The organism is Rathayibacter sp. AY1A4, from assembly GCF_002930955.1.
Lineage (GTDB): Bacteria > Actinomycetota > Actinomycetes > Actinomycetales > Microbacteriaceae > Rathayibacter.
Genome location: NZ_PSTN01000008.1, coordinates 110,501 through 135,222, shown reverse-complemented (window position 1 = coordinate 135,222; position 24,722 = coordinate 110,501). Strand labels below are relative to the sequence as shown.

Below are 24,722 nucleotides of genomic sequence, written 5' to 3'. Positions count from 1 at the left end.
GTGAAGTGGTGGACCGACGAGATCGACGGGCAGCGCGCACCCACCCCCGCCACCAGCAACAGCGGCAGCGCGCCGGCCGCACCGCAGACCGACGGGACCGCCGCGCTCCAGCCCTCCACGATCTCCTCCGGCACCGAAGCGCTCACCGACACCGGGAACGCCTACCTCACCATGCAGCGCCACGCCCGCCGCCTCCGCTACGTCACCGACACCGGCAAGTGGGCCGCCTGGGAAGGGACCCGCTGGGTCATGGCCCCCGACGACGCCCCCGCCATGGCCGCCGCCCTCGACACCGTTCGCGCGCTCCCCGAAGACGCCCCCGCCCTCCACCAGCACAAGAAGAAGTCCTTCGCCGCCCGCGCCCTCACCAACAGCGTCCGCATCCTCCGCGGCCTCAACGAGATCCGCACCACCGCCGACACCTTCGACACCCAGAACGGCCAGCTCAACACCCCCAACGGCGTCATCGACCTCGCGACCGGCGCGATCCTCCAACCCCACCCCACCCTCATGCACACCCGCCAGACCGCCGTCACCGTCGACTTCGACCTCCCCACCCCCCAGTGGGACCGGTTCCTCGACGTCACCTTCCAGTCCGACCGGCCCCTCATCCAGTTCATGCAGCGCCTCGCCGGGATCACCGCGCACGGCGACACCGCCCACCACGTCCTCCCGTTCCTCCACGGCGGCGGCCAGAACGGGAAGACCGTGTTCCTCGAGACGCTCATGCGCGTCCTCGGCGACTACGCCACCTCCGCCCCCCAAGGGTTCCTCCTCGCCGGCCGCGACAAGCACGAGACCGAGCTCGCCGACCTCCAAGGCCGCCGCCTCGTCGTCGCGTCCGAGGTCAACGAGAACACCCGCTTCGACGAAGCGAAGATGAAGGCCCTCACCGGCGGCGACCGCATCAAGGCCCGGTTCATGCGGCAGGACTTCTTCACCTTCGAGCCCACCCACACCCTCTGGCTCATGGGCAACCACCAGCCCGCGGTCGCGTCCGGCGGGTTCTCGTTCTGGCGGCGCCTGCGCCTCATTCCCTTCGAGCACCAGATCACCGACGAGGAGAAGGTCGACGACCTGCAGTCGATCCTCGCCCGCGACGAAGGCCCCGGGATCCTTGCGTGGATTGTCCGCGGCTACGCCGACGCCGTCCGCGAGGGCCTCGGCTCCCCCGCGGCCGTCCGCGAGGCGACCGCCTCCTACGCCGCCGAAGAGGACCACCTCGCCCGGTTCATGGAAGACCGGTGCCGCATCGGCGGCGGCGAGTACGTCCGCGTCGACACCGCCGAGCTGCGCCGCGAGTACTCGAAGTGGTGCCGCTCCGAGCACGAGGACGAGCTCGTCGGCCAGGCGTTCGGCCGGCGCCTCCGGCAGGAGTTCGCCGTCGGCGAGGCCCGCTCCAACGGCCGCCGCTTCTACACCAACGTCACCCTCTACAGCGACGAGAGCGACGCCGAGCAGCAGAAGGAGGGCTCGCCGTGGACCGGATTCTGACCCTCGCCGATCGGTCACTGGACGGTCACTCGATCCGTCACTGCCACCCCGCCCACCCAGTGACCGAAAGTGACCGAAAGTGACCGACCAATTCCCGATCGGTCACTGCCCGAAATCGCAGACAACCAGGCCTTTCAACCCCTCAGTGACCGATAGTGACCGATATTTCAGCATGACGCAGCTCTTTGATGGAACTAAGGGAACTCCTGTTACTCGCGCAGGGAGCCTCAACGTCACCAGCACCGATATCGGTCACTGCAACCCCCGGAGCCGGCCATGAGACGCGGCCCCGAAGAGCCCCGCCCCGACCAGTGCCCCCGCTGCTCCGAGCCCGTCTTCATCTACGACTGGGACGACATCGACGGCGTCTTCCTCGGCCCCGCCCGCGTCGACCCCACCCCCATCACCCCACTCGACGAGGTCGCCTGCACCATCCTCGACCGGCCCACCTACCTCCTCGAGAAGACAATCGTCGGCACCTACCGGCTCTCCCGCCGCTGGGCGATCACCCTCCGCCGACACACCCCCTACGCGATCGCGATCCTCCCCGCCCACCAGTGCGGCGCCCGCTACCCCACCACCCTCGCCGACATCGGCGACGTCTCCATCGACGAGCTCGACACCCCACCCAGCAGCACGCCCCCGTTCTGAGGAAGGACCCCACCATGACCACCCTGCAGCAGCTCGCCCTCCTCGACGCCGCGCCTACCATCACCCCCTGCGCCCGCCTCCACGCCGCCCGCGACATCCACGCCGACGACTGCCCCGGCACCGATGTCTGCCGAGGCTGCTACCCCGCCGCCGCCCGCTACGGTCACCTCTGCGGCCCCTGCTACTCCCGGATCCGGTACTGGCTCCGCTACGGCCACGAACTCGTCCTCTACGCGTTCACTCTCCGCACTCCGGGGCTCGGCTCCTCCCTCGCCCAGTCCGACCGCGTCGACTCGTCCCGCACCTGGCGGCTCCCGTTCAACGAGCAGGCCGTCGAAGCGACCGACATCTTCTTCGGGCAGCTCGCCGACGTCGTCAAGAACCACGCCCGCGAGCTGCACGTCGCCCCGCCCGCGTTCCTCTTCGACCGGTGGCGCCGCGACGAGGACGTCCCCGGCTTCCCCCGCGACACCGACCTCGGCAAGGCCGACGTCCTCCTGTCCGAGCTCATCCGCTTCGAGCTCGGCCACGGCCCGAAGATCGCCGCCCTCGACACGATCGTCGTCTGGTACGACGAGCTCGCCGAGATGATCCGGATCATCCGCGGCCGCTTCCCCATCGACCCGCCGCCCGTCCGACCCCGCACCGTCTCCTGCCCCGTCTGTGACGAGCGACGCCTCGTCATCACCCGCACGGTCGACGACGTCGAGACCATCCGCTGCGACTACTGCCAGTGGACCCCCGCCACCGACGTCGAGACCGACAACGTCCTCACCGAAGAAGCCCCCGCATGAAGGCCACCCTGCTCACCCTCGCCGCGATCGCCGCCGCGGCCGCCGCCGTCATCGGCTTCCACATCGCCGCCGGCGACCCGCGAACACTCGAACCCGCCACCGTTCCCGACGAGGTCGAGGAGCTCGCCACCAGCTGGCAGGAGTGGCACGACGAGGCCGCCCGCTTCGCGAGCACCGGGGCGCTCGACGAGGGTCCCTGCTGGTGCCCCGACTGCATCGGACCGGAGACTGACCGTGCCTAGACCCCTCAACCCGGAGTGCGTCGTCGGGAAGCACCCCGCGTGCAACAGCGACGCATGGGACTACGACGCCGACGAGCCCACCGACTGCACCTGCACCTGCCACCAGCCGCCGGCGGCCGCCGCCGCATGACCGAGGAGGTGTACTCGGTCCGCGGAGCAGCACGCCGAGTGCGCCGCTCCCGCTGGACAATCCAGAGGTGGATGCGCCACGGCATGCCCCACCGCCGCATCAGCGACCAGCACGTCGAGATCGACGAAGCCGAGCTCACCGCATGGCTGCGCCGGTCGATCCTCAACCAGAAATCGAGCCGATTTGCCCCGAAGATTTGACAGGCACGGTGTGAGGCCCGCCAGAGTAATGATCACGACGAAACCCACCACCGCACAGCGGCCCGGTGGGTTTCGTCGTTCCCGGGGTCGCACCCTTCCGGCCCCGGCCCGGTACTGACCCTCCGGGTTCGGGCAGCACGGGTCACCAGGGCGGGCGCCGACAGCCGTCGACACACGGCACGGCGCCCGCATCACCCGATACGGTCAGCCCATGCAAGCAGTGCGTCTCGTCTATCCCAGCACCTCAATCGCCCGCAGCCATGCCGAAGCGCACAATCTCGAATTGGCGTTCGACGCCATCGAGGACAGCCTCCTAGAGACGTCGATCGCCCTGGATGGCTTCACCCGCGCGGCAGAGGCCACTAGCTTCACGAGGCGTCAGCAGTCTGGCGCCTCGATCACCCCCTTTGCTCGGGATTGGGGCCAGCAGCAACGAGAGCGGGATGAGCGGTCACGCGCTGATCTGATCAGATTCAAAGACGAACGGCCAGAAGAGGCGAAGCACTTCATGGCGCCCACGCAGGATCGAGATTTTCTGCGCTGGCCCCCTTTTCTTTGGTGGCTAGCGGAGCAAGAAAGCAACAAAACTGCTCAGCTCATCGCTGCAGGTAGATTCAATGCGGAGTATTGGTCGGCGGCCAAAACTATGTACGCCAAGGCATTCGTCTTTTCGCTCGACGACCATCGGAAGATGGCGAAACGAGTTGCGCGCTGGATCGAGCCTGCGCAAGCAATCATCGATAAGTGGGACGCGGCCTTGCCGGACCTCAACGCAGTTCGGAACACCTTGCACCACTTCGAACAGCGGCGATTTCGAGAAGGACGCCATGGGCGACCAACCCGAACGGATTTTCTAGGCAATGAGCTTATTAGCTTCGGCGAAGGTACTGAGCCGATGCAGTCGCCAATGGTGGGTATCACCTACCTTGACGACCGGATATCCGTGGCTGACGAGAGAGGCACCGATGCTTCTGTCCCCATCGACGCGGCGACTCTTCATGGTGCCGTCGGCCGAGCGCAGGAGTTGATTGACTTAGCGCCTTGGGAAGGCGACTTCTGGACAAGGCAGAAGCGTTTCACTCCCTAAGCAGAGAGGGCAAGGGTCAATGCCGCGCGAGAACACTCGAGAGGACCACCGCCTCCGAGACGCCTTCTTCACCGAGGGCAAGCAGCTCGCGGCCGCCGGCGACCCCGCCGCCGATTGCTGGCTCTGCCACACACCCATCGACTACGAGGCCAAGCCGTCGACCACCGACGACTCCCACAACCTCGACCACGCGAAGTCCTGGCACGACTACCCCGAGCTGCGCCGAGACCCGAACAACTTCCGGCACGCGCACTTCCACTGCAACACCAGCCGCGGCAAGCGCGCCCCCACACCGGGGCTCGGCGCACCCATGCCCGACTGGTGGTGACCGATCGGCCCCTCTCGGCCGGCGCCCGGCCGAATCCGTCAGAAAATCCAGCCTCTCGCTGGGGGGCGGACCACTCCCGCGGGGGGTGGTCCTCCCTCCCCGGGATCCCGATCGCGATTTTGCACAGGGGGGTGACGCTCATGGCGACGTCGAACGCCTCACCGCCGCGGCTCCACCGGGCCGCGCTCACGCGGTACCTCCGAGCGACCGGTCTCGTCCAGGTGCCGGAGGCGGCGCCCGTCGTCGAGATGCTGCGCGCGCTCGCCGACGAGCTCGACGCCGGCGGCGGCCAGCGGCCGCGGGCCGAGTACCGGCAGTACTTGAAGCTCGCGAACCAGCTCTACGACACGAGCCCGCGGCGGAAGAAGGCTGCGCCCGAGCCGCCGGCGCAGCAACCGGCCGTCATCGCTCCGGAGCCGTCGAAGAAGGTCAGCTCGCTCGCGGCCTTCAAGGAGGGGCGCGGCATCACCGCGTGACGAGGAGGTGCCCGTGCCGACGAAGCTCTTCGGCCGGACGGAGCCGCGCCTGTGGACGAAGCCCCTTCGGGAGCTGACGCCGGAGACGTCGCTCGGCTTCGAGGTCATCGCGTTCGCGCTGACGGTCCTCGGTGTCGAGCTGTACCCGTGGCAGAAGTGGCTCCTGATCCATGCGCTCGAGCTGCGTGAGGACGGCACGTACCGGTTCCGCCGGGTCATCGTGCTCGTCGCGCGTCAGCAGGGGAAGACGACGCTCGCGTCGGTGCTCGCCACCTGGTGGCTGTTCGTCGATTCCGCGCGGCACCCGAACCGGACGCCGCCGCTGAAGTTCAAGGTGGTCGGTGTCGCGCAGAACCTCGACATCGCCCGTGAGCCGTGGGCTGCGGTGAAGGTCTGGTGCGACCCGAAGCCGGAGACCGAGGAGGAGGCCGAGCTCGCGCTCGAGGCGCTCCAGGACGCGACGGCGAAGGTCGTCGACACGAACGGCAAGGAGGCGATCGTCGCGCGCTCCCGAGCGCACTACGAGATCCGCGCCGCGAAGAACGCTCGTGGGAAGCCCGCGGCGCGCGTCCTCATGGACGAGATGCGCGAGCAGCGTGACTGGGCTGCGTGGAACGCGGTGTCGCAGACGTCGAAGTCGTTCTTCAACGGCATGCTCTTCGGCTTCTCGAACGCGGGTGACGCTGGCGCGGTCGTGCTGATCAAGCAGCGCGAGGCCGGGATCAGCGACATCGACGACTGGGACGAGTACGTCGGCGCCGGCCTCGTCTCCGCTGAGGAGTACGCGAACACGCGCGACGTGTCGCTCGGCCTCTTCGAGTGGTCGGCGCCCGATGGCTGTCCGAAGGACGACGTCGACGGGATCCTCCAGGCGAACCCGTCGATCGGTCACGGGCCGCTCACCGTGCCGGCGGTCCTCGCCGACATCCGCGGGATGACCGACGCAGGCTTCCGGACCGAGGTCCTGTGCCAGTGGGTGACCGCGAACGTCGACAGCTTCATCGACCCGAAGGACTTCAAGGCCCTCCACCATGACCGCGCCACGGTCTTCGCGACCATCCCCGCCGGGGCCCGCACCGTGTGGGGCCTGGACATGGGCCACAACCGCGAGTCGACCTGGATCGCGGCCGCCGTCACCACCAGCAGCGGGCGCCCGTTCGTCACCGCACGGACGAAGCTGCCCGGGTGGGCTGGCGTCGTCGACTACCTCGCCGAGCTCGCCAAGGCCTCCGGCCACCGCGAGGTCGCGCTGCAGGGCAAGGGCGTCCCCGCGGTCGAGTTCATCGACGGCCTCCAGAAGGCGGGGCTGACCGTGCACGCGCTCGAGGGCGGCCAGTTCGCGCTTGCGACCGGTCGCTTCCGCGACCACGTCCGCGACCGCGACGTCGTCGTCGTCGAGCAGCCCGAGATCGACATCGCGGTCGAGGGCGGCGTGGTCACCGACTACGGCGAGAACGAGGCCTGGTCGCGGCGGAAGTCGCTGCCCGTCGACATCGCCGGCCTGTGCGCGATGACTGCCGCGCTGTACGCCCTCGAGGCGCTCACGCCACCGGCACCGAAGGCCATCGCTCCGCCACCGCCGAAAGCCGAGCTCGTCACTCGCGACGCCTCCGAGCGCGCCGAGGTCAACCTGGCGACCGCCAGATTCTAGGAAGGGGCTCACATGGCCGAAATCGGCTACCAGAAGGGCGCCCTCGCCACCTGGACCATGCTCGGTGACGAGCAGCACGAGACGAACCCGGACTGGCAGTGGCCGAAGAGCATCGAGGTCCAGGACCGGATGCGCACCGAGGACGCGCAGGTCGGCTCGGTGCTCCGAGCGGTCATGTTCCCGATCATGTCGGCCGAGTGGATGGTGGACCCTGCCGGCGCCCGCCCCGAGGTCGTCGATCAGATCGCCGCGGACTTCAACCTGCCCGTCATGGGCCGACCGCCGGCCGCGCCGTTGCGGACGAAGGGGCGCTTCTCGTGGGGTGAGCACCTGCGGCTCGCACTGCTCGAGCTCCCCTTCGGGCACAGCTTCTTCGAGCAGGTCTACAAGCTCGAGAACGGCCAGGCGCGCCTCGCGAAGCTCGCGTGGCGCCCGCCGCGGACCATCGAAAGCATCGAAGTCGCTGAAGACGGCGGCCTGGTGTCGATCACCCAGTACGGGCGGACCGGCAAGGAGCCGGTGAAGATCCCTGTCGATCGTCTCGTCGCCTACGTGAACGATCGCGAGGGCGGGAACTGGCTCGGACGCTCGATCCTGCGGACGGCGTACAAGAACTGGCTCCTCAAGGACCGGATCCTGCGGGTCCAGGCGCTGACGGCCGAGCGCAATGGCCTCGGCGTGCCGGTCTACACCGGCGCCGACGCCCCTCAAGGTGCCGACGTCGACCAGATCATCAGCTACCGCGAGTCCGAGAAGGACGCGGGCCTGGCGATGGCGAAGGCCGCGCGCGCCGGCGAGGCAGCAGGAGCCTCTATCCCCAACGGGGCGACGTTCGAGTTCAAGGGCGTCACCGGCACCCTGCCCGACACCGACGACCCCATCCGGTACCACGACGAGCAGATCGCCCGCGCGGTCCTGGCTCACTTCCTGAACCTCGGGACGCAGACAGGATCCTGGGCGCTCGGATCGACGTTCGCGAACTTCTTCACCGACTCCCTCAACGCGGTCGCTCAGCACATCGCCGACGTGACGCAACAGCACGTCGTAGAGGACCTCGTCGACCTGAACTTCGGCGAGACCGAGCCCGCGCCGCGGATCGTCTTCAAGAAGATCGGCTCCGAGGCGCCCGCGACCGCCGAGGCGCTCAAGCTGCTCCTCGACTCGGGCGCGATCGAGCCCGACGAGGACCTCGAGGCGTTCATGCGGCAGAAGTACCGCCTGCCAGTCAAGGGCGACGAGCCCCGTCCTCTCCCCGCTCCTCGCACGCCCGTGCAGGACCAGGTCGCCGCCTTCTTCAGCGGCGCGACGACGACCCCCAAGGAGGAGTCATGACCGGACCCGCGCACGCGCGGCCCTGGTTCCGCATCGACCCGCGCAACGCGGTCGAGGAGAAGCAGGGATCCGCCGCCGACGTGTTCATCTACGACGAGATCGGCGAGTCCTTCTGGGGCGGCGGGATCTCGGCGCAGAGCATGGCGACGGAACTCGCGGCTCTCGACGTCGACGAGCTGCACGTCTACATCAACTCCCCTGGTGGAGCCGCGTGGGACGGCATCGCGATCATGAACGCGATCCGCCGGCACAAGGCGCAGGTGACCGTCCACGTCGACGGGCTGGCAGCCTCGGCCGCGTCGGTGATCGCCATGGCCGGTGACCGCGTGGTCATGAGCCGCGGATCGCAGCTCATGATTCACGACGCGTCAGGCGGCGCCTACGGGAACGCCGAGCTCATGGACGAGGTCGCCTCGATCCTGCACAAGCTGTCGGACTCGATCGCCGACGTCTACGTCGGCCGTGCCGGCGGCGACCGCGCCACCTGGCGAGCCGCGATGCAGGCAGAGACCTGGTACACGGCCGAAGAGGCCGTCGCCGCCGGTCTCGCCGACGAGTGGGTCGACGCGCCCACCACGAACCCCGTGGACCGCTCGCGGTTCTCGGCCAAGGCGCGAGCGGCAATTCCGTCGCTCGCGTCCCTCGACCTCCCGAGCTCCACCGAGCCGGGAGACACCAACCGGAAGGAGCTCCCCGTGAGCGACACCCTCAAGGCTGGCCTCCGCGAGCGGCTCGGCGCGACCGACGCCGCCCTCACCGACGAGCAGCTCCTCGCTCTCGTCGACGAGAAGCTCGCCGGACCCAGCAACTCCGCCCCGGCCATCCCGACCGGGACGACCCTCATCGACTCCGCGCAGCTCGAGCAGCTGCAGGCCAACGCCGCCGCCGGCGTCCAGGCCCTCGCCAACCAGGCCGCCGAGCGGCGCGAGCGCGTCCTGACCGCCGCCCTCAGCGAGGGACGTATCGCGCCCGCGAACGCGACCACCTGGCGTGAGCAGCTGGAGAAGAACGAGGAGGGCACCACCGCCCTCATCGAGCTCCTCCCGAAGAACACTGTCATCCCGGTCACCGAGGTCGGCCACGCCGACGGCATCCCCTCGGCCGACGACAAGCTCATGGCCGACGCGGGCTGGGCTTCCACCACCGACACGAAGGAGTCCTGACCATGGGCGACTACCAGCCGCAGTTCAAGCCCGGCCAGGCGGTGACCTTCGCCGTCACGGCGGACGTCATCGGCGGCCGTCTCGTGGCCGTCACCGGCCCCCGCAGCGTCGGTCCCGCCGCCGCCGACTCGGCCGCTGTCGTGGGCGTCGCCGCCACCGACACGAAGGCCGGCGAGAAGGTCACCGTCTTCACCCGCGCGGGCGGCGTGCAGCGTCTCACCGCGAACGGCGCGATCGCCGCCGGCGCCAAGGTCTCCTCGGCCGCCGCAGGGAAGATCCAGACCGTCGGCGCGACCACCAACCCCATCGGGCTCGCCCTCGAGCCCGCCACCAACGACAACGACGTCATCGACGTCCTGTTCATCTAGAAGGAGAGGACGACATGGCGTCGTACACCTACCCGGTGCCCCGCCCCACGGGAGCACTCAGCGCGGAGCAGATCCACCTGCTCCTCAACAACCCGCGAGTCATCGCGAAGCGGGTCGCGGACCTGTCCTCGCAGCGGTTCATCGCGGACTTCCTGCTCGCCGGACGCTTCCAGGCGACCGCGGGCGGGATCTTCTACGAGACCGGCGAGGAGATCTTCCCCGCCGACGCTCCTGAGGCGATCGAGCCGGGTGGCGAGTACCCGATCACGGTACTCACCCGCGGTGAGCTCGCGGCCGCGAAGACGACCAAGTGGGGTCTGGACTCCGTCGTCACCGACGAGGCCATCTCGCGGCTCGGCCAGAACCCGGTCGACCGGGCGCTGACCAAGCTCTCGAACGGCGTCATCCGTCAGATCGACGGCATCGCGATGGCCGTCATCGCGTCGAAGATCACCGACACCTACGCGTCGTCCGCGTGGACGTCGGTCGGCAACGTCGTCGGCGCGCTGCTCGCCGCGAAGGCCAACCGCGACGACCTCGCCCTCGGCCTGGACCTCGACACCGTCGCGCTCTCGGGCGCGCAGTACGCGAAGGTCATGTCGCTGTTCGTGTCGGCGAACGTCCTCCCCCGCGAGAACGGCAACCCGATCGTCAACGGCGCCCTTCCGGTCAACCTCCTCGGATTCACGTGGGTCACGTCGCCCCACATCATCGGCACCGACCCGCTCCTGCTCGACCGCGAGCAGCTGGGCGGCATGGCCGACGAGAACCTGAACTCCCCCGGCTACGCCTCGTCCGGCACCTTCGGTGTCGAGACGAAGTCGATCCGCGAGGACGAGACCGACCAGTACCGTCTGCGCGCCCGCCGCGTGGCCGTGCCGGTCGTCCTCGAGGCGCGCGCCGGCCTCAAGATCACCGGGACCGGTCTCTGATGGCCGCGGCACAGACCGCGGAGCAGAAGGCCGCCGCTGAGAAGGCCGAAGCCGAGCGCATCGAGGCCGAGAAGGCCGCGCAGGAGCCCGCGAACGACCCGGAGACGCCGCAGCGCGTCGTCCTCGGCGCGGCGGTCGTCCTCGCCCTCAAGGACGGCGGAGAGCGGTACCTGTACCGCGGCGACGTCGTCGGGTCGGGCTACACGGCCGCGTCGCTGAAGCACGTCGAGTCCATCGGGCTCGTCGGCACCCCGAAGAAGTGACGAGGAGGGGCGATGGGCGTGATCACGCACTCGAACGTCAGCTCGGACGAGGACCTCGGCCGGCGGGTGCTCGCGTACGCGCGGACCATCGCCCCCTGTCTCGGCACTCTGGACGGCGAGACGGAGCAGGGGAAGGACGCAATCGCGCTGCTGAAGAGCATCGCGAAGTCGGTTCCCGACCCTGAGATGAGTCGGGTGCGGTCGATGAACAGGAACGGGACGTCGATGTCGTTCGACGTCGCGTCCGCGTTCTCATCGGACGACCGGGCTGCGCTCCGCTACCTCTGCTCCGGCAGCGCGGCAGCGGTCGGTCCGATCGGCTCGTTCCCGAAGGGCGGCCACGTCGCGAAGGTGTGGCCGGAAGGCGACTACTGATGGGCTGGGGCAGCAGCTTCTGGTTCCCGCACACGGTCGTCGTCCGCGACGTCTCCGCGAGCGGCGGCATGGGCTCGACGCTCGGCCCGCGTCGCGAGCTCCGCGCCGAGGTGAAGGACGAGCAGCAGCTGGTCCGCACCGCCGACGGAGCGCAGTCGGTGTCCTCATCCACCGTGACCGTTCCACTCGACTCGGCGGTCCGCGCCGGCGCGAAGGTCACGGTCTGGCCTGGCACCGAGAGCGAGCGAGAAGCGGTGGTCCTCGCGGTCAGCCGCCAGGAGAACCCGCCGCCGCTCAGTTCCCACCTCGTCCTGTCCCTGAAGTAGCGAGGAGACGCCATGCCCAAGATGCTCCGGCCGATCCTGACCGACGTCGAGAAGGCCGCCCAGGACGGCATCGAGAAGGCGGCGCGCGAGACGCTCGCCCGAGCACGCGAGAGGGTCCCAGTCCGCACCGGCCGCCTCAAGCGCTCGGGCCGAGTGGTCGCCGACGACCTCACCGCCACCGTCCGCTTCACGGCGCCCTACTCGTTCCTCGTCCACGAGCGCCTCGACTTCCAGCACCCGAAGGGCGGGCAGGCGAAGTTCCTCGAGAACGCCGCGCTCGAGGTCGACGTCGGCCAGATCGTCGCCGCCGCAGTGAGGGCACAGCTCGGTGGATGACGCGACCTTGACGAAGCTCGTCTGCGCCATCCTCGGCCGCCTTCCCGGGTGGGCCTGGCGCGAGCACGGCCCCGCCTACACCGCGGCCGAGGTCGGGATCTTCTACGGCCCGATCGACACCACCCCCGACCGTGCCATCGGTGTCCGCGTCTACGGATCCTCGGACTCCGTCGACGACTCCGGCGCGCCGACCCGCCGCGTCCAGCTCACCATCCGCGGAGAGGAAGGCCGCCCCGACGGGGCCGACCACCTCGCGCACTTCGCGTTCCTCGTCCTTCACGGTCGCCCCCGCGGGGGCGGCATCAACGGCATCAGCCGCACCTCGATGGGGCCTCTCGGCGCCGACGACAACGGGCGCGAGCAGCGCTCGGAGAACTACACCATCACCCTCGACAACCCGGAGGCCTCAGAATGAGCAACCGCGTCCCCCTTCCCGCCGGCGTCACCCTCGGCAAGTCCTTCGAGCACGGCGCCGACGTCAACCTCGGCACCTACGCGAACCCGATCTGGCAGCCCATCCGCCGCCTGTTCGGACTCGACCGCACACCCGCGCCGCAGACCGCGTCCGCGCAGACCTACGACGACCTCGGCGCGCCGAACGACGAGGTCACCGGCTGGTCGATCTCGCTCGCGTTCAGCCTCCTCGTGAACCGGTCGCTCACCACCGGGCTCTACCTCCCCGAGATCGAGGCGCTCGAGGCGCGGATCGGCACCGGCTCCACCGGCGACGCCGCAGTCGTCGACGTCCGCTGGTACCACAAGCCCGAGACCGGCAAGCCGAACCCGAACGACGCCGGCCGCGGCCTCTTCACCGTCTCCCGCAGCCGCTCCAACACCGGCCCCGAGGGCGCCAACGAGACGTTCGCCTACACCCTCACCGGGAAGGGCGAGTACGAGCGCATCCCGAACCCGTTCCCCGGCTGGGGCGTCACCGCTCCCATCCTCGGCAACATCGTCCCCGAGCTCGCCGGAGACAACGACCTCGTGACCCTCAACGGCAGCGGCCTCCTCGGCGCGACGTCCGTCACCGTCGACGGCGACCCCGTCGAGTTCCTCCCCATCAGCGGCGCCACCATCGCGCTGCAGATGCCCGCCGGCGACGCGGGCGCCGTGCCCGTCGTCGTCACCACCCCGGGCGGAGTGTCCGCGCCGCTCGTCTACACCCGCGGAGCGTAGGTGCCGGCGGTCGACTTCGAGGCCTGGGCCATCCCGCCGCTGCGGCTGCTGTACGGCGGCGTCACCTACGAGGTGGCGCCGCCCAGCACCGAGCAGATGGGGAAGCTCTTCGCCCTCGCCGTCCTCGGCGAAGCCCGCCTCAGGAAGCAATCCGTGCCCGACGAGGTGCAGTCCGTCCTCGACACCATCGGCCAGCACGAGCACCCCGCCCTCGGTGACGTGCATCAGCAGATGGTCGCCGCCGGCCTGCACCCGACCACCATCGACCGAGCCGCCTACTACTCGGTCTACTACTGGACCCACGGCCGCCAGTACGCCGACGCCATGGCCCGCCTCTTCTTCGAGGACGGCGACGCTGACGCCGAGGAGGCGGGCACCGACAGCCCAAAAGCGTAGGCGCGCTCACCCCGGAGCAGTGGGCGCAGTACGGCATCGGCGACCCCATCGGCGAAGAGGACGGCGTCCCCGTCTTCGCCGACTACCGCACCCCACCCCTCAGCGCCGCGCCCACTGCCGACAGCGCGACGGTCGGCGCGACACCCGCGTCGACCGTCGACGTCACCGCGACCGCGCTCGTCGAGAACTGGCGCGCCGTCGTCGCCGAGCTCGTCATCAACGGCGTCGACCTGCACGACCCCGCCGTCCTCGCCCGCCCATGGCCGGGGATCCGCGCGCTCCTGTTCACCCTCATCGACTCCCCCACCCGCCTGCGGGAAGTACTCACCCGGAGGTGACCCATGGCGAACCCCGTCGTCGACCTCGAAGTCGTCTTCTCCGCGAACACCACCGACATCGACGCCGCCGAGCAGTTCGTCAAGACGACCGCGCAGCGCATCGAGTCGAAGCCGATCACGAAGAAGATCGACGCCGACGAGAAGGACGCCATCGCCGGGATGGAGCGGGTTGAGAAGGCCGCGAAGAAGCTCGTCTCCCAGAAGACCGTCGCCTCGATCGACCTGAAGATCGACCAGGGCGAGAAGAATATCGCCCGGGTCGAGCAGCGACTCGAAGAGCTGAAGGCGCTCGGCGCCGGCGGCCTCGACGTCGACGCCGACGTGAAGAAGGCCGAGGCGCAGCTCCAGCGCCTCAGCCGCAACCTCGCCGGACTCACCAGCGCCCGCTCCCAGATCGACGTCGAGGCCGACATTCAGGACGCCGTCGACGGGCTCGGGAAGGTCGAGAGCGCCGCGAAGCGCCTCGTCTCCCAGGACGTCGCCGTCCGCGTGAACGCGAACGTCGACCAGGCGCAGGACCGCGTCGGCCGCCTCGAAGCGCAGCTCGAGCAGCTGCGCGCTCAGCCCGCTACGACCGAGGTCCGCGCCGACACCTACAAGGCGGAGGCCGCGCTTGACTCCGCCCGCAAGGCGCTCGCCCGCCTCGAGGGCGCCCGCGCCACGATGCAGGTCGACGTGAACGAAGGCGGCGCGAAGCAGAAGCTCTCGTCCGTCGCGGACTACGCGGCCGAAGCCGGCGAGCGCGGCGGCGACGATGCAGGCGCCAACCTCGCCGCCGGGATCCTCGGCGCGCTCGCGAGCATCCCCATCGTCGGCGCCGTCGTCGGCATCGGCCAGGCCGCCGGGAAGGCCCTGTTCGACGCCATCCAGGACGGCCTTCAGCAGGAGCGCAGCTTCGACCGCCTCGAGGCACTCACCGGCATCAGCGAGCAGGACGCCGTCCGACTTGGGCGGACCGCGTCAGAGGCCTACGCGAACGGCTTCGGCGAGTCCATCGAGCAGAACATGGACATCACCCGCCTCGGCCTGCAGTTCGACCTCATCGACCCGGACACCACCACGCGCGACGCGAAGCGCGTCGTCGAGGGGCTCTCCGGCATCGCCGACGTCCTCGGCGAAGACGTCCAGCCGGTCGCCGTCGCCGTCACCCAGCTCCTCCGCACCGGCCTCGCGAAGTCCGCAGACGAGGCCTTCGACCTGCTCGCCACCGGCGCCCGCGAAGGACTGAACCGGAACGAGGACCTCCTCGACACCCTCACCGAGTACCCGGCCCTCTTCCAGCGCCTCGGCCTCTCCGGCGAGGAAGCCCTCGGACTCGTGAACCAGGGGCTCGTCGGCGGCGCCCGCAACAGCGATCTCGCCGCCGACGCCCTCAAGGAGTTCCAGATCCGCGCGACCGACGGGTCGAAGGCCAGCGCCGAGGGCTTCCAGGCCCTCGGCATGAACGCGGAGGAGATGACCGCGAAGATCGCCCGCGGCGGTGCCGACGCCCGCGAGGGGCTCGACCAGGTCCTCGACGGACTCCGCGCCATCGAAGACCCCGTCGCCCGGAACGCCGCGGCCGTCGCCCTGTTCGGCACCCAGGCCGAGGACCTCGGCGACGCCCTCTTCAATCTCGACCTCTCGACCGCCGTCGAGCAGCTCAACGGCGTGCAGGGCGCAGCGCAGAAGATGTTCAGCACCCTCGCCGACAACGACGCGTCGAAGCTCGACCAGGCGCAGCGCAACATCGAGGTCGCCGCGGACGGCATGAAGGGCGCCCTCGCGGCCGCCTTCTCCGAGCCGCTCGGCGAGCTCGCGACCTTCGTGTCCGAGAACCGCGGCCCGGTCTTGCAGTTCATGCTCGACCTCGCCAACGGAGCCCTCGACTTCGGCGACTCCATGGTCGAGTCAGCCGCCTCCGGCGGGGAAGCGCTCGGCGAGTTCGTTGCCGGTCCGCTCCGAGACACCGTGATCGGGCTCCGCGATTTCCTCGAGTGGCTGCCCGGAGACCAGGACCTCACCGGCCTGAACACGCTCATCGACGACATGGAGGGCTTCGACGAGAAGGCGAACACCGCCGCCGACAACCTCCGCGAGAACATGGGCGGCGCCCTCTCCGAAGCGCGCGTCAAGCTCAACGAGTTCGGCGATGGAGCGGTCGCCATGGGCTACCTCAACGACGCCAGCCTCCGCCTCGCGACGGCGATCGACGGCGTCGGCTACTCCGCCGACGGCTCCAAGCTCGCCCTCGACGGCGTCGACCTCGCGAACCTCTCCACCTCCGAGTCGGGTGCGATCCTCGAGCAGCAGGTCCGCAACTCGATCGCCGCGATGTCCGAAGAGGTCGCCGCGGCCGGCGCAGCAGGGGAGTCGCAGGAGCAGCTCGCCGGACGCTACGACACCGCGACGAACGCCCTGGTCGGACAGCTCGTGCAGATGGGCCTCACCGAGGAGCAGGCGCGGAACCTGATCGGGACGATCAACCAGACGCCCGGCCAGAAGAGCACCTACTTCGACTCCAACGCGAACGGCGAGCGAGGGAAGGTCGAGCTCCTCGGGAACGCGATCGTCACCCTGCCCGACGGATCCGTCGTCGTGACCGCCGACACGGCCGGCGCGTCCGCGAAGATCGCGCAGTTCGTCCGCGACCTCAACAACATCCCCGGCCGGCGCGACGTCGTCATCAACCAGGTCGTGCAGACCACCGGCGCCGACCGCGGCGCCGTGGCCGCCGCTTACCAAGCGGCCGGCGGGATCATCGAGTTCTACGCCCAGGGCGGCATGCGGGGGCTGACCCCGATGCAGTCCGTCGCCCAGGTCGTCCCCGCATCCACGTGGCGCGTAGTCGGCGACCGATCGGACGTCCCCGAGTCGTACATCCCCCTCGACGGGTCCGCGCGATCCATGGCGATCCTCGTGGAAACCATGCGGCGGATGGGCGTCCAGCCGATGGCCGACGGTGGCGTCCTCGTCGCCGCGCCCGCGACGACCGACAACAGCCCGCGCGAGCTGCTCGGGAACCTCTACCTCGACACTGGCGCGTTCCTCGGATCGGTGCGCGGCGTCGTGCGCGAGGCGACCGACCGAATCCAGCAGGACCGCGAACGAGGGAAGTGGAGCTGACCATGATCGTCACTGCCGCAGCGCGCCCCCTCGGAGTGCTCACTCCTCACGCCGAGGTGACGGTCGAATCCCCGCCCGAGGGGACTTCGACCGTCACCGTGACGCGGAGGCAGGAGCGGCGGGACTTCCTCACCCGCGGCTTCGTCGAGCTCGACCGCAACGACGACCTCTTCGTCCGCGACTTCGAGATGCCCTTCGGCCTCCCCGTGACCTACACCGCGACCGCCGTCGACGCCGCAGGCGCGGTCCTCGCGACGGCCCAGTCGAGCACCATCAGGATGCCGACGAAGCCGAGCACCGTCACCATCCACGACCCGACGCGGCCCGCGAACGCACTCACCCTCGCCCTCGGAAGGAACGCGATCACCGGCGGAACCCGAGCCATGGGCGGAGGTCTGGTCTCCATCGCGAACCGGTCCGTCCCCGTCTCCGTCAACACCGTCCGCGGAGGCTGGGCGCGACTCGCGCTCGACGTCGTCACCTACCAGGACGCGGAAGCCGAAGCCCTCGAGGCGCTCCTCGGCGGTTACGACGACGACCTCGGCTCCGGCGTCCTCTGCTTCCGCGTCGCGGGCAACGTCCCGCCCCTCATCCCGCGCACCTTCTTCGGCCGCGTCGAGCAGCCCGAGCCGCAGTGGTGGCCGGGAGGCGACGGCAACGGGAACCCCCGCGCCGAGTGGGCGCTGCGCGCGACCGAGGTGCAGCCCCCGTCCCCCGCGCTCGTCGAGGCGATCGTCACCCACGAGGACTGGACCGCATGGTTCCGCGACAACTACGGCTGGGAGGGGTTCACCCGAACCTTCCCCACCTGGTCCGCCGCGAACCGCTCCCTCGTCGCACTCGGGTGGGCGCGCCGGCCGCTCCCCCGTCGCGCGTCCTGGGCGGACCTCGAAGCATGGGTGCGGGACAACGGCGGCTGGAGCGGCTTCAACGCCACGTTCGCCTCCTGGGCGGACGCCATGCAGGCGCCGCAGGTCGTTGGCTGGGCGTCCCGGTGAGGCCCGCAGCAGCAGGCCTCGACCGTGTCCTCTCCGGAACGCACACCGTCACCTACACGGCACGAGCGCTCCGCGAGTGGGACCACGAGTCGATCCCCGTGGTCCCCATCGTGACTGGCCGGCTGAACTTCGACGCGACCCGGCAGGTGTGCGGTAGCGGATCCGCGACGCTCGCGTTCGCCGACGTCTCCGGCAGAAGCCACGAACCGAAGCACATCAGCGATCCGCTCTCGCCGTACGGGAACTGGCTCGAGGTCACTTGCCACGTCCGCGCCGGAGGCTTCCACTCCGCGACGGTCCTCGGGAAGTTCGAGATCACCCAGCCCCGCGCTGATGATCGCGGCCTCGCGACGATCGGCGGCGCCCGCCGCACCACCGCCGAGACCATCACGCTCCGACTCGACGACGCGTTCGCCGGGACCCAGCGCGAACCGATCGCCGACGTCCTGCAGTCCACCGTGGGCCGCTCGATGCGAAGCGAGCTCGCCGACCTGCTCGGCCTGCCCGTGCAGATCGACCGCAACGCGACAGTGTCCGCGCTCGTCGAGTACCCGGAGAACCGGCTCGAGGCGGCGTTCGATCTCGTGAACCTCGTCGGCGGCGTGCCCTTCATGCGCTGGGACGGGTCAGTCGGCATCCGCCCCAACGAGTGGCCCGCGCCCACGTTCACGCTGCACGACGGCGCCTTCGCCGGCGCGCCCGGAGTCGCGATCGGCTCGGTGCAGGTCGACGAGTGGGACTCGAACGACGTCCCGAACCGGATCGTCGTCGTCGCAGAAGGGCCCGACCAGGTCACCCTGACCGCCGAGAAGCGGATCCAGTCCGGGCCCCTCCGGTACGGACCGCGGGTCGAGGGCGCGTGGGGGCGGCGCACGAAGACCTACAAGGTCGACGCGTTCACCGAGCAGCTCCAGGTCGACCGGCACCTCGCGGAACGCTTCGCCGCCGACACCACCCCGCGCGCAGTCGGCGTCTCCATCGAGATGCCTGTCGACCCTCGGCTCGAGCCCGGCGATGTCGGGCAGCTGTGGTCAGAGACCATCTCTGCCCGCATCCGCATCAAGGAGGTCGACCTCGACATGACGTCGCCGACGATGAAGGTGAGCGCCTACCTTGCCTGACACCACCACCGGCACGTTCCTCGGCGCAGACGGCGACCGCGCCCGCGTGCGCCTCGAGACCGGCGCGGAGGTGTCGCTGCGGATCGTCGGCTCCTACATGCCCACGAACGGCGACATCGTCCGCATCACCCGAGACGGCAGCACCGTCCTCGTCGACGGCCTCGCGACTCCCCGGGAACCGATCGGCACGATCGAAGCCGTCGGACGGAGCGGAGTCAGCGGCCGGTCCGTCCTCACCGCGACCGTCCGCACGCAGGACAACCGGCTGCTCGCCGGCATCGAGGTCCTCGACCACATCACCGACCCGGCCGCCGGCGACTCCGTCGTCGTGTTCGCCGGATTCATCATCGGCCGCCGACGCGCGCCGACCACCAGCGAGGAGAGCTGACATGGCCGAAAACGGGATCCTGCCCACCCGCGATCCGGACTCCCACGCCCTGCAGATGGGCGCGTTCCTGCCGCCGAACATGCCGGGCACCTTCAACGAGATGATCCGCGACGTCTCGAAGCGAGCCGGCACCGTCGCAGGGTCGATTGCGCAGCGCGACGCGTTCCCGCTCGACAAGCGCTTCCCGGGCCTGTGCTGGGTCGCGATCCCCGACAATCCGACCGCGGGCGACCTGACCGTCGAGCTCTTCTACTGGTCGGGCACGTACTGGGAGCAGCCGGACCTTCGCCCGCGCGTGAAGTGGGTGCCCCGTTCGCAGATGGACACGCGAGCCGACCGCCCCATTGAGCGGAACATCCGCTTCGAGGTCCTCTCCGCAACGTGGCTCAACGCACCGCAGGGCGACTACACGATCCACGGCGACTACACGATCCAGGCCGCGGCCTTCTCCGAGATGCTCGTCGCCAGCTCCTTCAACGGCAAGTCGGTCGTCGGCGACTACCGCGAGGACGTCGACAACCGGCGCGTCCGCCACCAGTTCGACGGCGCCGTGGTCAGCCACCCGGGCGGGAACCTCGAGGTCAAGGTCTGGGTGACCATGGTCGCCACCTCGGCGGCGATCTACACCGCCGGCTCCGCGCTCACGTTCTCGTACCTCGGCCGATCGCACAGCTAGGAGCTGCCATGACGTACTCGAAGCTCGCGCGCGCCTCCGTGAAGGAGTCGCCGCAGTCCTCGTCCCGGCAGGGCGCGAAGGTGAACCTCTTCATCGTCCACCACGCCGACAACACCCGCGCGCAGAGCGTCGTCGACATGATGACCATCCCGACGAAGGAGGTCTCGTCGAACTACGTCGTCGACGAGACCGGCCCAACCGGGGTCGTGCGCGAGGAGATGCGCGCCTTCACGTCCGGGTCGTCGTCCGACGGCGGGAAGGGCGCCGCGTGCGATCGCCGAGCGATCACCGCCGAGGTCATCAACTCGACCCGCGCCCCCGACTGGCGCTTCGACCCGCGCACGATCGAGCACCTCGCACGGCTCATCGCGGACGTCGCGACGCGGTACGGCTTCCCCATCGACCGCGACCACGTCGTCGGGCACCGGGAGCTCTACACCCGGTGGGGTGCGTCCTACCCGACGATGTGCCCCGGCCCGTCGATGGACCTCGACGCGCTCGTCGCCAAGGCGCGCGCCTACCAGCAGAACGACACGACACAGGAGGAAGACGACATGGTGCTCTACACCGACCAGGACAAGAAGGACCTGCAGGCGGCGCACGCCGACTCGAAGGCGGCGCGCGAGACCGCGGAGCGCGTCGAGAAGAGGGCGACGAACACCGAGAACAAGGTCGACGCGATCATGCGCCACCTCGGCATCCCCGTCCCCACCGACGCGCCCCAGAAGTAGCCGATCCTCCCTCTGAGAGGAGGACCAATGCTCGCCACTGAAGCCGCCGATCCGATCACCGCCCTACTCACCCGCGACTGGGCGGCCTTCGGCGGCTGGTCCCTCTTCATCGGGCTCGGCCTGTACCTGATCATCGGGTACACCCGCGAGTCCCTCGTGCCCGGTGCACGCTACCGCCGACTCGAGGAGTCAGCGCTCGAGCTGCGCGTCGCGAACAGCGAGCTGCTCAAGCAGAACGGGCAGCTGCTCACCGCCAACGAGATCACGAAGCACTTCTTCGAGGAGACCGTCCCCAAGCGTGGGGAGGTGCCCTCATGAAGTGGTTCAAGCGCCGCATCCGACGCGTCGATCCGGCCGAACTGACGGCGCGGGCGGCCGAGTCCGTGCAGCGCGTCGAGTCTCAGCAGGAGCGCGTCAACCTCATCACCGCCTGGCTCATCAGTCGCAAGGAGTCCAACGGATTCGGCGACGACTTCGAGTACACGCTCAAGCCGAAGGGCCGCCACCCATGACCGACACCGTGATCGCCGTGCTCACTGCGGCGAACTCGACGTTCTGGATCCTGTCCAACATCCTCATCGCCTACATCGCGGTCATGCTCGTGATCTTCGGCATCGCCTACCCAGTGTTCTTCGACCCGCTCGCGACGACCGCCGGGAAGTTCGTTCTCCTGTTCGCGCTGTCCCTGATCGGCGTCATCGGGCTCGTGTTCATCAGCCTCTTCATCGATCCCCGCAACGGCGTCGAGTGGTGGCAGTACCCGCCGGACGTCTACTGGTGGCGCCCCGCCGTCCGCCTCGCCGTATACACGTGCGTCGCGTTCACCATCACGGGCCTCGTCGTCGTCCTCTGGCTGCGGAAGTTCCGGCCGCACCTGCTCAAGACCGCGCCCGGCTCGGACCAGTCCATCCCCATCAAGCCCCGACGAACCAAGGAGACCTCGTGATCACGTTCGCCCCCACCTGGATCCAGCTGCTCAGCCTGCTGGTGTCCGTCGTCCTGCCCCTCTTCGTGGGCCTCGTCACCACCCGCGCCACCTCGGCCGCCGTGAAGGCGATCCTCCTCGCTGTACTCGCGTTCGCGTCCGGTCTCGGCGGGGAACTCCTCGCGGCCCTGAACGCCGGTGTGAGCTACGACATCGCGACCGGCGTCTTCTCGGGCCTCGCCACGTTCCTGATCGCCGTGGGCCTCCACTACGGGCTTTGGAAGCCGACCGGCGCCACGTCCGCTGTGCAGGCTGCCGGCCGCCATCGCGCCGTGTAGCACCGCCCCTCCACTACCCCTTCAGCCCTCGCCCAAACAGGCGGGGGCTTTCGCGTTCCACCAGCCCGGCAGCCACCGCGGGCCACCCCGATAGGAGAACCCGTGCCCACCACCATCCCGGCCACCCCCGCAGCGAACAGCACCGACTGGCGCCCCTTCGTCGACGCGATCGCCGTCGCCGTCAAGGAGCTGCAGGCCGGCGGAGTCGCTGAGCAGACCGTCGGCTACCTGAACGCCGCGGACCCGAAGTGGGGACTCACCCCGTGGGACCCGGACGCGCCGGTCATCAACGACATCACCGCCCTCGCCAACGCCGCACACGCGCAGAAGAAGGCGATCGTCGTCCCGAACCTGTACAAGATCGGCGCGACCACTTCGGCGTCGAACTTCAACGACAAGAACATGCACCTCATCGGTGGCGGGGTCGGCGGGTTCGTCGGCGAGGGCAACACCCTCGTCCGGCAGCTCATCGCGCCCAGCCCGAACGTCGAGGTTCTCGACTTCTCGGTGAAGACCGTCGGCGTGAAGAACAAGCACACGGCGAACTTCTTCGACGTGCCGGCCGCCGATCTGCAGAAGTTCTGCGCGGACATGGCCTGGCAGGTCGTCGCGTCCGGCGCGGTCCGGTCCGGGACCAGCACGGCGACGGACGGGTTCTACTCGTGGAGCCTCCCCGGCAGCACCCTCCACGATCTGCTCAGCAACGGCGACACCCCCCGCGAGACCGGCAAGGCGGTCATGGCGGAAGCGCTGACCATCCTCGGCGTCACGTTCCTCATCTCGGGCACGACCACCCTCGTCGAAGACGACACCCTCACCGGTGCGACGTCCGGCGCGAAGATGAAGATCGAGGCGTACGGCGAGGACTACAACGGGTCGTCGAACAAGCGCGTCGTCGCCCGCCGCGTCATCGGCACGTTCCAGGTCGGCGAGAACGTCACCCGCAAGGGCACCGTCGTCGGGAAGATCGCGGCCGACGGGCAGGTCGTCACGAAGGGCACCACCCTCTACGACTGGTCCAAGGTCACCGTCGCCCGCTCCCTCCGCAAGCTCGGCGGCTCCCAGGGCGGCTACGCGCCGTCCACGAAGTTCCCCGCCGGGGACTACTTCTCGAACCTCATCAGCCGCACCGACGGGATGATCTTCGACACCACCACTGACCCCGACGCGTCCGGCATCACCCGCGCCGCAGCCGTCGACATTCGCGGCGCGGTGCACGGCCGCTACGAGCACGACGTGTTCAAGTCCGGCTACCGCAACGCCTATCGCCTCGCGTCCCCGCACGGCGGCAAGGTGTCCGGTGCTCAGGTTCTCCGACTCCCCAACGCGTCCGACTCCACCGAGGGCGGCTACGGGTACGGCGTCGAGCTCGAAGGCACCGCGCACAACTTCATCATCGAAGACTGCGTCTTCTCGAACGTCCGACACGGCGTCACCACGAACCCGACCGGCAACACCGGCTACCTCACCGCGGTCGGTGACACCCTCCGACACGGCATCCAGCGCTTCGTCTACGTCGTCGACTGCAAGACCGAGGACACGTACGCGCCCGGCTTCGACACCCACCACGGAGCGGACAGCGTCTTCTTCATCGGCTGCAAGGTCAACGGCGTCATCTCCGGCGGCGAGAAGGACTCCGACTTCGCCGGGTTCCAGACCCGCTCGAGCAACACCTGGTACGTGGACTGCATCTCGATCGGCGCGTGTGCCGGGTTCACCGATCCGACCGCGGGGTTCACGGTGCCGCAGGGCAACCCGAACCCGAACGGCGGCACGTGGCCGCTCACCCCGATCCACTCGCGGACGACGTACATCAACTGCCAGGCCCTCGACTACGAGGAGATCGGGTTCCGGCAGGGTCTCGCCGCCGAGTCGCTCGACCACTCCGCCGTCTACGTCGGATGCCTCGCCCGCGCCAAGAAGGACGCCCGATACCCGACCGTGGGCATGCGCCTGACCGGGGTGACCACGTGGATCATCGACCCGATCTTCCAGGAGAACAGCCTCGCGATGATCGACATCGAGCAGGGCTCCTACTACGGCCCAACCCCCTCGACCCGCGTGAAGGCGACCATCGGCGTGATCGGCGACACGTTCGCCGACTTCTCCCTCGCCCCCACCAACGACTGCGGACTGATCAACGTCGCCGGCTCCTCCTCGGGAGTGCTCACCCTCGCGCTCGCGGGGAACGTCGACGTGGTCCAGAAGGCCGGCGTCACCGGCATGCCCGCCGCGTGGGTGAACGTCACCGGCGGAGCGCTCACTGTGAAGGGGACCGGCGAGATCCGCAACCTCACCGGCACCACCGCCATCCCCCTCACCAAGAAGGCGTCGGCCGCGTCCGTCACGACCGCCACCATCCCGACGACCTCCTGGAGGTAA

At 69.4% G+C, this 24,722-nt stretch carries 32 protein-coding genes; all 32 read left to right on the top strand.

Annotated features, from left to right (window positions below; translation table 11 throughout):
* Positions 1-1,494: phage/plasmid primase, P4 family (locus tag C5B92_RS07140; RefSeq protein ID WP_258061298.1), on the top strand; the 1,494-nt coding region annotated here is incomplete at its 5' end.
* Positions 1,495-1,770: 276 nt separating this feature from the next.
* A complete protein-coding gene (locus tag C5B92_RS07135; protein WP_104350233.1) occupies positions 1,771-2,145 on the top strand; it encodes a hypothetical protein in 375 nt (124 codons plus the stop codon).
* Positions 2,146-2,159: 14 nt separating this feature from the next.
* Complete coding sequence (locus tag C5B92_RS07130; protein WP_104350232.1) at positions 2,160-2,939, top strand: hypothetical protein; 780 nt, start codon at positions 2,160-2,162, stop codon at positions 2,937-2,939.
* Positions 2,936-3,181, top strand: coding sequence for a hypothetical protein (locus C5B92_RS07125; protein WP_104350231.1), 246 nt, complete (start codon positions 2,936-2,938; stop codon positions 3,179-3,181). Before C5B92_RS07130 ends, C5B92_RS07125 begins: the two co-directional genes overlap by 4 nt.
* A complete protein-coding gene (locus C5B92_RS17260; protein ID WP_181028763.1) occupies positions 3,174-3,311 on the top strand; it encodes a hypothetical protein in 138 nt (45 codons plus the stop codon). The genes C5B92_RS07125 and C5B92_RS17260 overlap by 8 nt, the downstream gene beginning before the upstream one ends.
* 71 nt (positions 3,312-3,382) lie before the next feature.
* The gene (locus tag C5B92_RS17640; protein ID WP_258061297.1) at positions 3,383-3,511 is read left to right on the top strand and encodes a hypothetical protein; all 129 of its coding nucleotides are present in this window, start codon (positions 3,383-3,385) and stop codon (positions 3,509-3,511) included.
* Positions 3,512-3,722: 211 nt separating this feature from the next.
* Positions 3,723-4,598, top strand: a complete 876-nt coding sequence (locus C5B92_RS16895) for a hypothetical protein (RefSeq protein ID WP_146079279.1) — start codon at positions 3,723-3,725, stop codon at positions 4,596-4,598.
* Between the two features lie 19 nt (positions 4,599-4,617).
* A complete protein-coding gene (locus tag C5B92_RS07120) occupies positions 4,618-4,926 on the top strand; it encodes an HNH endonuclease (RefSeq protein WP_104350230.1) in 309 nt (102 codons plus the stop codon).
* A gap of 140 nt (positions 4,927-5,066) precedes the next feature.
* Positions 5,067-5,402 (top strand): hypothetical protein, encoded by a 336-nt coding sequence (locus C5B92_RS07115; protein WP_146079278.1) that lies wholly within the window; start codon positions 5,067-5,069, stop codon positions 5,400-5,402.
* A 13-nt stretch (positions 5,403-5,415) separates the two neighbouring features.
* Positions 5,416-7,053, top strand: a complete 1,638-nt coding sequence (locus C5B92_RS07110; protein WP_181028762.1) for a terminase — start codon at positions 5,416-5,418, stop codon at positions 7,051-7,053.
* 12 nt (positions 7,054-7,065) lie between these two features.
* On the top strand, positions 7,066-8,385 hold the full coding sequence (locus C5B92_RS07105) for a DUF935 family protein (RefSeq protein WP_104350228.1): 1,320 nt from the start codon (positions 7,066-7,068) through the stop codon (positions 8,383-8,385).
* A complete protein-coding gene (locus C5B92_RS07100; RefSeq protein ID WP_104350227.1) occupies positions 8,382-9,548 on the top strand; it encodes a head maturation protease, ClpP-related in 1,167 nt (388 codons plus the stop codon). The genes C5B92_RS07105 and C5B92_RS07100 overlap by 4 nt, the downstream gene beginning before the upstream one ends.
* A gap of 2 nt (positions 9,549-9,550) precedes the next feature.
* Positions 9,551-9,916 carry a DUF2190 family protein gene (locus tag C5B92_RS07095; protein WP_104350226.1) on the top strand — a complete coding sequence of 122 codons (366 nt, stop codon included), beginning with the start codon at positions 9,551-9,553 and terminating at the stop codon, positions 9,914-9,916.
* A gap of 14 nt (positions 9,917-9,930) precedes the next feature.
* Complete coding sequence (locus C5B92_RS07090; protein ID WP_104350225.1) at positions 9,931-10,848, top strand: hypothetical protein; 918 nt, start codon at positions 9,931-9,933, stop codon at positions 10,846-10,848.
* The gene (locus C5B92_RS07085) at positions 10,848-11,111 is read left to right on the top strand and encodes a hypothetical protein (RefSeq protein WP_104350224.1); all 264 of its coding nucleotides are present in this window, start codon (positions 10,848-10,850) and stop codon (positions 11,109-11,111) included. The genes C5B92_RS07090 and C5B92_RS07085 overlap by 1 nt, the downstream gene beginning before the upstream one ends.
* A gap of 12 nt (positions 11,112-11,123) precedes the next feature.
* On the top strand, positions 11,124-11,486 hold the full coding sequence (locus C5B92_RS07080) for a hypothetical protein (protein WP_104350223.1): 363 nt from the start codon (positions 11,124-11,126) through the stop codon (positions 11,484-11,486).
* The gene (locus tag C5B92_RS07075) at positions 11,486-11,812 is read left to right on the top strand and encodes a hypothetical protein (RefSeq protein WP_104350222.1); all 327 of its coding nucleotides are present in this window, start codon (positions 11,486-11,488) and stop codon (positions 11,810-11,812) included. The genes C5B92_RS07080 and C5B92_RS07075 overlap by 1 nt, the downstream gene beginning before the upstream one ends.
* A 12-nt stretch (positions 11,813-11,824) precedes the next feature.
* Positions 11,825-12,148 (top strand): HK97 gp10 family phage protein, encoded by a 324-nt coding sequence (locus C5B92_RS07070; protein WP_104350221.1) that lies wholly within the window; start codon positions 11,825-11,827, stop codon positions 12,146-12,148.
* Between the two features lie 7 nt (positions 12,149-12,155).
* On the top strand, positions 12,156-12,563 hold the full coding sequence (locus tag C5B92_RS07065; RefSeq protein ID WP_258061296.1) for a minor capsid protein: 408 nt from the start codon (positions 12,156-12,158) through the stop codon (positions 12,561-12,563).
* Positions 12,560-13,324: an IPT/TIG domain-containing protein gene (locus tag C5B92_RS07060; protein WP_104350219.1), complete on the top strand. Its 765-nt coding sequence runs from the start codon at positions 12,560-12,562 to the stop codon at positions 13,322-13,324. Before C5B92_RS07065 ends, C5B92_RS07060 begins: the two co-directional genes overlap by 4 nt.
* The gene (locus tag C5B92_RS07055) at positions 13,325-13,720 is read left to right on the top strand and encodes a hypothetical protein (RefSeq protein ID WP_104350218.1); all 396 of its coding nucleotides are present in this window, start codon (positions 13,325-13,327) and stop codon (positions 13,718-13,720) included. It abuts the gene before it with no gap.
* Positions 13,721-14,061: 341 nt separating this feature from the next.
* Positions 14,062-17,163 carry a phage tail tape measure protein gene (locus tag C5B92_RS07045; RefSeq protein WP_258061295.1) on the top strand — a complete coding sequence of 1,034 codons (3,102 nt, stop codon included), beginning with the start codon at positions 14,062-14,064 and terminating at the stop codon, positions 17,161-17,163.
* 2 nt (positions 17,164-17,165) lie between these two features.
* Positions 17,166-18,161 carry a hypothetical protein gene (locus C5B92_RS07040; protein ID WP_146079277.1) on the top strand — a complete coding sequence of 332 codons (996 nt, stop codon included), beginning with the start codon at positions 17,166-17,168 and terminating at the stop codon, positions 18,159-18,161.
* Entirely contained in the window at positions 18,158-19,282 is a 1,125-nt protein-coding gene (locus C5B92_RS07035) for a hypothetical protein (RefSeq protein ID WP_146079276.1), read from the top strand. Before C5B92_RS07040 ends, C5B92_RS07035 begins: the two co-directional genes overlap by 4 nt.
* Positions 19,275-19,670: a hypothetical protein gene (locus tag C5B92_RS07030; RefSeq protein WP_104350214.1), complete on the top strand. Its 396-nt coding sequence runs from the start codon at positions 19,275-19,277 to the stop codon at positions 19,668-19,670. The genes C5B92_RS07035 and C5B92_RS07030 overlap by 8 nt, the downstream gene beginning before the upstream one ends.
* A 1-nt stretch (position 19,671) precedes the next feature.
* Positions 19,672-20,346: a hypothetical protein gene (locus tag C5B92_RS07025; protein WP_104350213.1), complete on the top strand. Its 675-nt coding sequence runs from the start codon at positions 19,672-19,674 to the stop codon at positions 20,344-20,346.
* An 8-nt stretch (positions 20,347-20,354) separates the two neighbouring features.
* The gene (locus C5B92_RS07020; RefSeq protein WP_104350212.1) at positions 20,355-21,077 is read left to right on the top strand and encodes an N-acetylmuramoyl-L-alanine amidase; all 723 of its coding nucleotides are present in this window, start codon (positions 20,355-20,357) and stop codon (positions 21,075-21,077) included.
* Between the two features lie 27 nt (positions 21,078-21,104).
* Entirely contained in the window at positions 21,105-21,395 is a 291-nt protein-coding gene (locus C5B92_RS07015) for a hypothetical protein (protein ID WP_104350211.1), read from the top strand.
* A complete protein-coding gene (locus C5B92_RS07010) occupies positions 21,392-21,589 on the top strand; it encodes a hypothetical protein (protein WP_104350210.1) in 198 nt (65 codons plus the stop codon). The genes C5B92_RS07015 and C5B92_RS07010 overlap by 4 nt, the downstream gene beginning before the upstream one ends.
* Entirely contained in the window at positions 21,586-22,023 is a 438-nt protein-coding gene (locus C5B92_RS07005; protein WP_104350209.1) for a hypothetical protein, read from the top strand. Before C5B92_RS07010 ends, C5B92_RS07005 begins: the two co-directional genes overlap by 4 nt.
* Positions 22,020-22,340, top strand: a complete 321-nt coding sequence (locus C5B92_RS07000) for a hypothetical protein (RefSeq protein ID WP_104350208.1) — start codon at positions 22,020-22,022, stop codon at positions 22,338-22,340. Before C5B92_RS07005 ends, C5B92_RS07000 begins: the two co-directional genes overlap by 4 nt.
* A gap of 102 nt (positions 22,341-22,442) precedes the next feature.
* Positions 22,443-24,722, top strand: a complete 2,280-nt coding sequence (locus tag C5B92_RS06995; RefSeq protein WP_104350207.1) for a hypothetical protein — start codon at positions 22,443-22,445, stop codon at positions 24,720-24,722.

Bases quoted from the DNA above. Each gene is read 5' to 3' on its own strand.
- C5B92_RS07125 (WP_104350231.1), top strand. From the start codon at position 2,936: ATGAAGGCCACCCTGCTCACCCTCGCCGCGATCGCCGCCGCGGCCGCC.
- C5B92_RS07075 (WP_104350222.1), top strand. From the start codon at position 11,486: ATGGGCTGGGGCAGCAGCTTCTGGTTCCCGCACACGGTCGTCGTCCGC.
- C5B92_RS07135 (WP_104350233.1), top strand. From the start codon at position 1,771: ATGAGACGCGGCCCCGAAGAGCCCCGCCCCGACCAGTGCCCCCGCTGC.
- C5B92_RS07060 (WP_104350219.1), top strand. From the start codon at position 12,560: ATGAGCAACCGCGTCCCCCTTCCCGCCGGCGTCACCCTCGGCAAGTCC.
- C5B92_RS07115 (WP_146079278.1), top strand. From the start codon at position 5,067: ATGGCGACGTCGAACGCCTCACCGCCGCGGCTCCACCGGGCCGCGCTC.
- C5B92_RS07045 (WP_258061295.1), top strand. From the start codon at position 14,062: ATGGCGAACCCCGTCGTCGACCTCGAAGTCGTCTTCTCCGCGAACACC.
- C5B92_RS07120 (WP_104350230.1), top strand. From the start codon at position 4,618: ATGCCGCGCGAGAACACTCGAGAGGACCACCGCCTCCGAGACGCCTTC.
- C5B92_RS07025 (WP_104350213.1), top strand. From the start codon at position 19,672: ATGGCCGAAAACGGGATCCTGCCCACCCGCGATCCGGACTCCCACGCC.
- C5B92_RS07020 (WP_104350212.1), top strand. From the start codon at position 20,355: ATGACGTACTCGAAGCTCGCGCGCGCCTCCGTGAAGGAGTCGCCGCAG.
- C5B92_RS07070 (WP_104350221.1), top strand. From the start codon at position 11,825: ATGCCCAAGATGCTCCGGCCGATCCTGACCGACGTCGAGAAGGCCGCC.
- C5B92_RS07105 (WP_104350228.1), top strand. From the start codon at position 7,066: ATGGCCGAAATCGGCTACCAGAAGGGCGCCCTCGCCACCTGGACCATG.
- C5B92_RS07010 (WP_104350210.1), top strand. From the start codon at position 21,392: ATGAAGTGGTTCAAGCGCCGCATCCGACGCGTCGATCCGGCCGAACTG.
- C5B92_RS07015 (WP_104350211.1), top strand. From the start codon at position 21,105: ATGCTCGCCACTGAAGCCGCCGATCCGATCACCGCCCTACTCACCCGC.
- C5B92_RS07005 (WP_104350209.1), top strand. From the start codon at position 21,586: ATGACCGACACCGTGATCGCCGTGCTCACTGCGGCGAACTCGACGTTC.
- C5B92_RS07130 (WP_104350232.1), top strand. From the start codon at position 2,160: ATGACCACCCTGCAGCAGCTCGCCCTCCTCGACGCCGCGCCTACCATC.
- C5B92_RS07080 (WP_104350223.1), top strand. From the start codon at position 11,124: ATGGGCGTGATCACGCACTCGAACGTCAGCTCGGACGAGGACCTCGGC.
- C5B92_RS16895 (WP_146079279.1), top strand. From the start codon at position 3,723: ATGCAAGCAGTGCGTCTCGTCTATCCCAGCACCTCAATCGCCCGCAGC.
- C5B92_RS07040 (WP_146079277.1), top strand. From the start codon at position 17,166: ATGATCGTCACTGCCGCAGCGCGCCCCCTCGGAGTGCTCACTCCTCAC.
- C5B92_RS07085 (WP_104350224.1), top strand. From the start codon at position 10,848: ATGGCCGCGGCACAGACCGCGGAGCAGAAGGCCGCCGCTGAGAAGGCC.
- C5B92_RS07095 (WP_104350226.1), top strand. From the start codon at position 9,551: ATGGGCGACTACCAGCCGCAGTTCAAGCCCGGCCAGGCGGTGACCTTC.
- C5B92_RS17640 (WP_258061297.1), top strand. From the start codon at position 3,383: ATGCGCCACGGCATGCCCCACCGCCGCATCAGCGACCAGCACGTCGAG.
- C5B92_RS07100 (WP_104350227.1), top strand. From the start codon at position 8,382: ATGACCGGACCCGCGCACGCGCGGCCCTGGTTCCGCATCGACCCGCGC.
- C5B92_RS07090 (WP_104350225.1), top strand. From the start codon at position 9,931: ATGGCGTCGTACACCTACCCGGTGCCCCGCCCCACGGGAGCACTCAGC.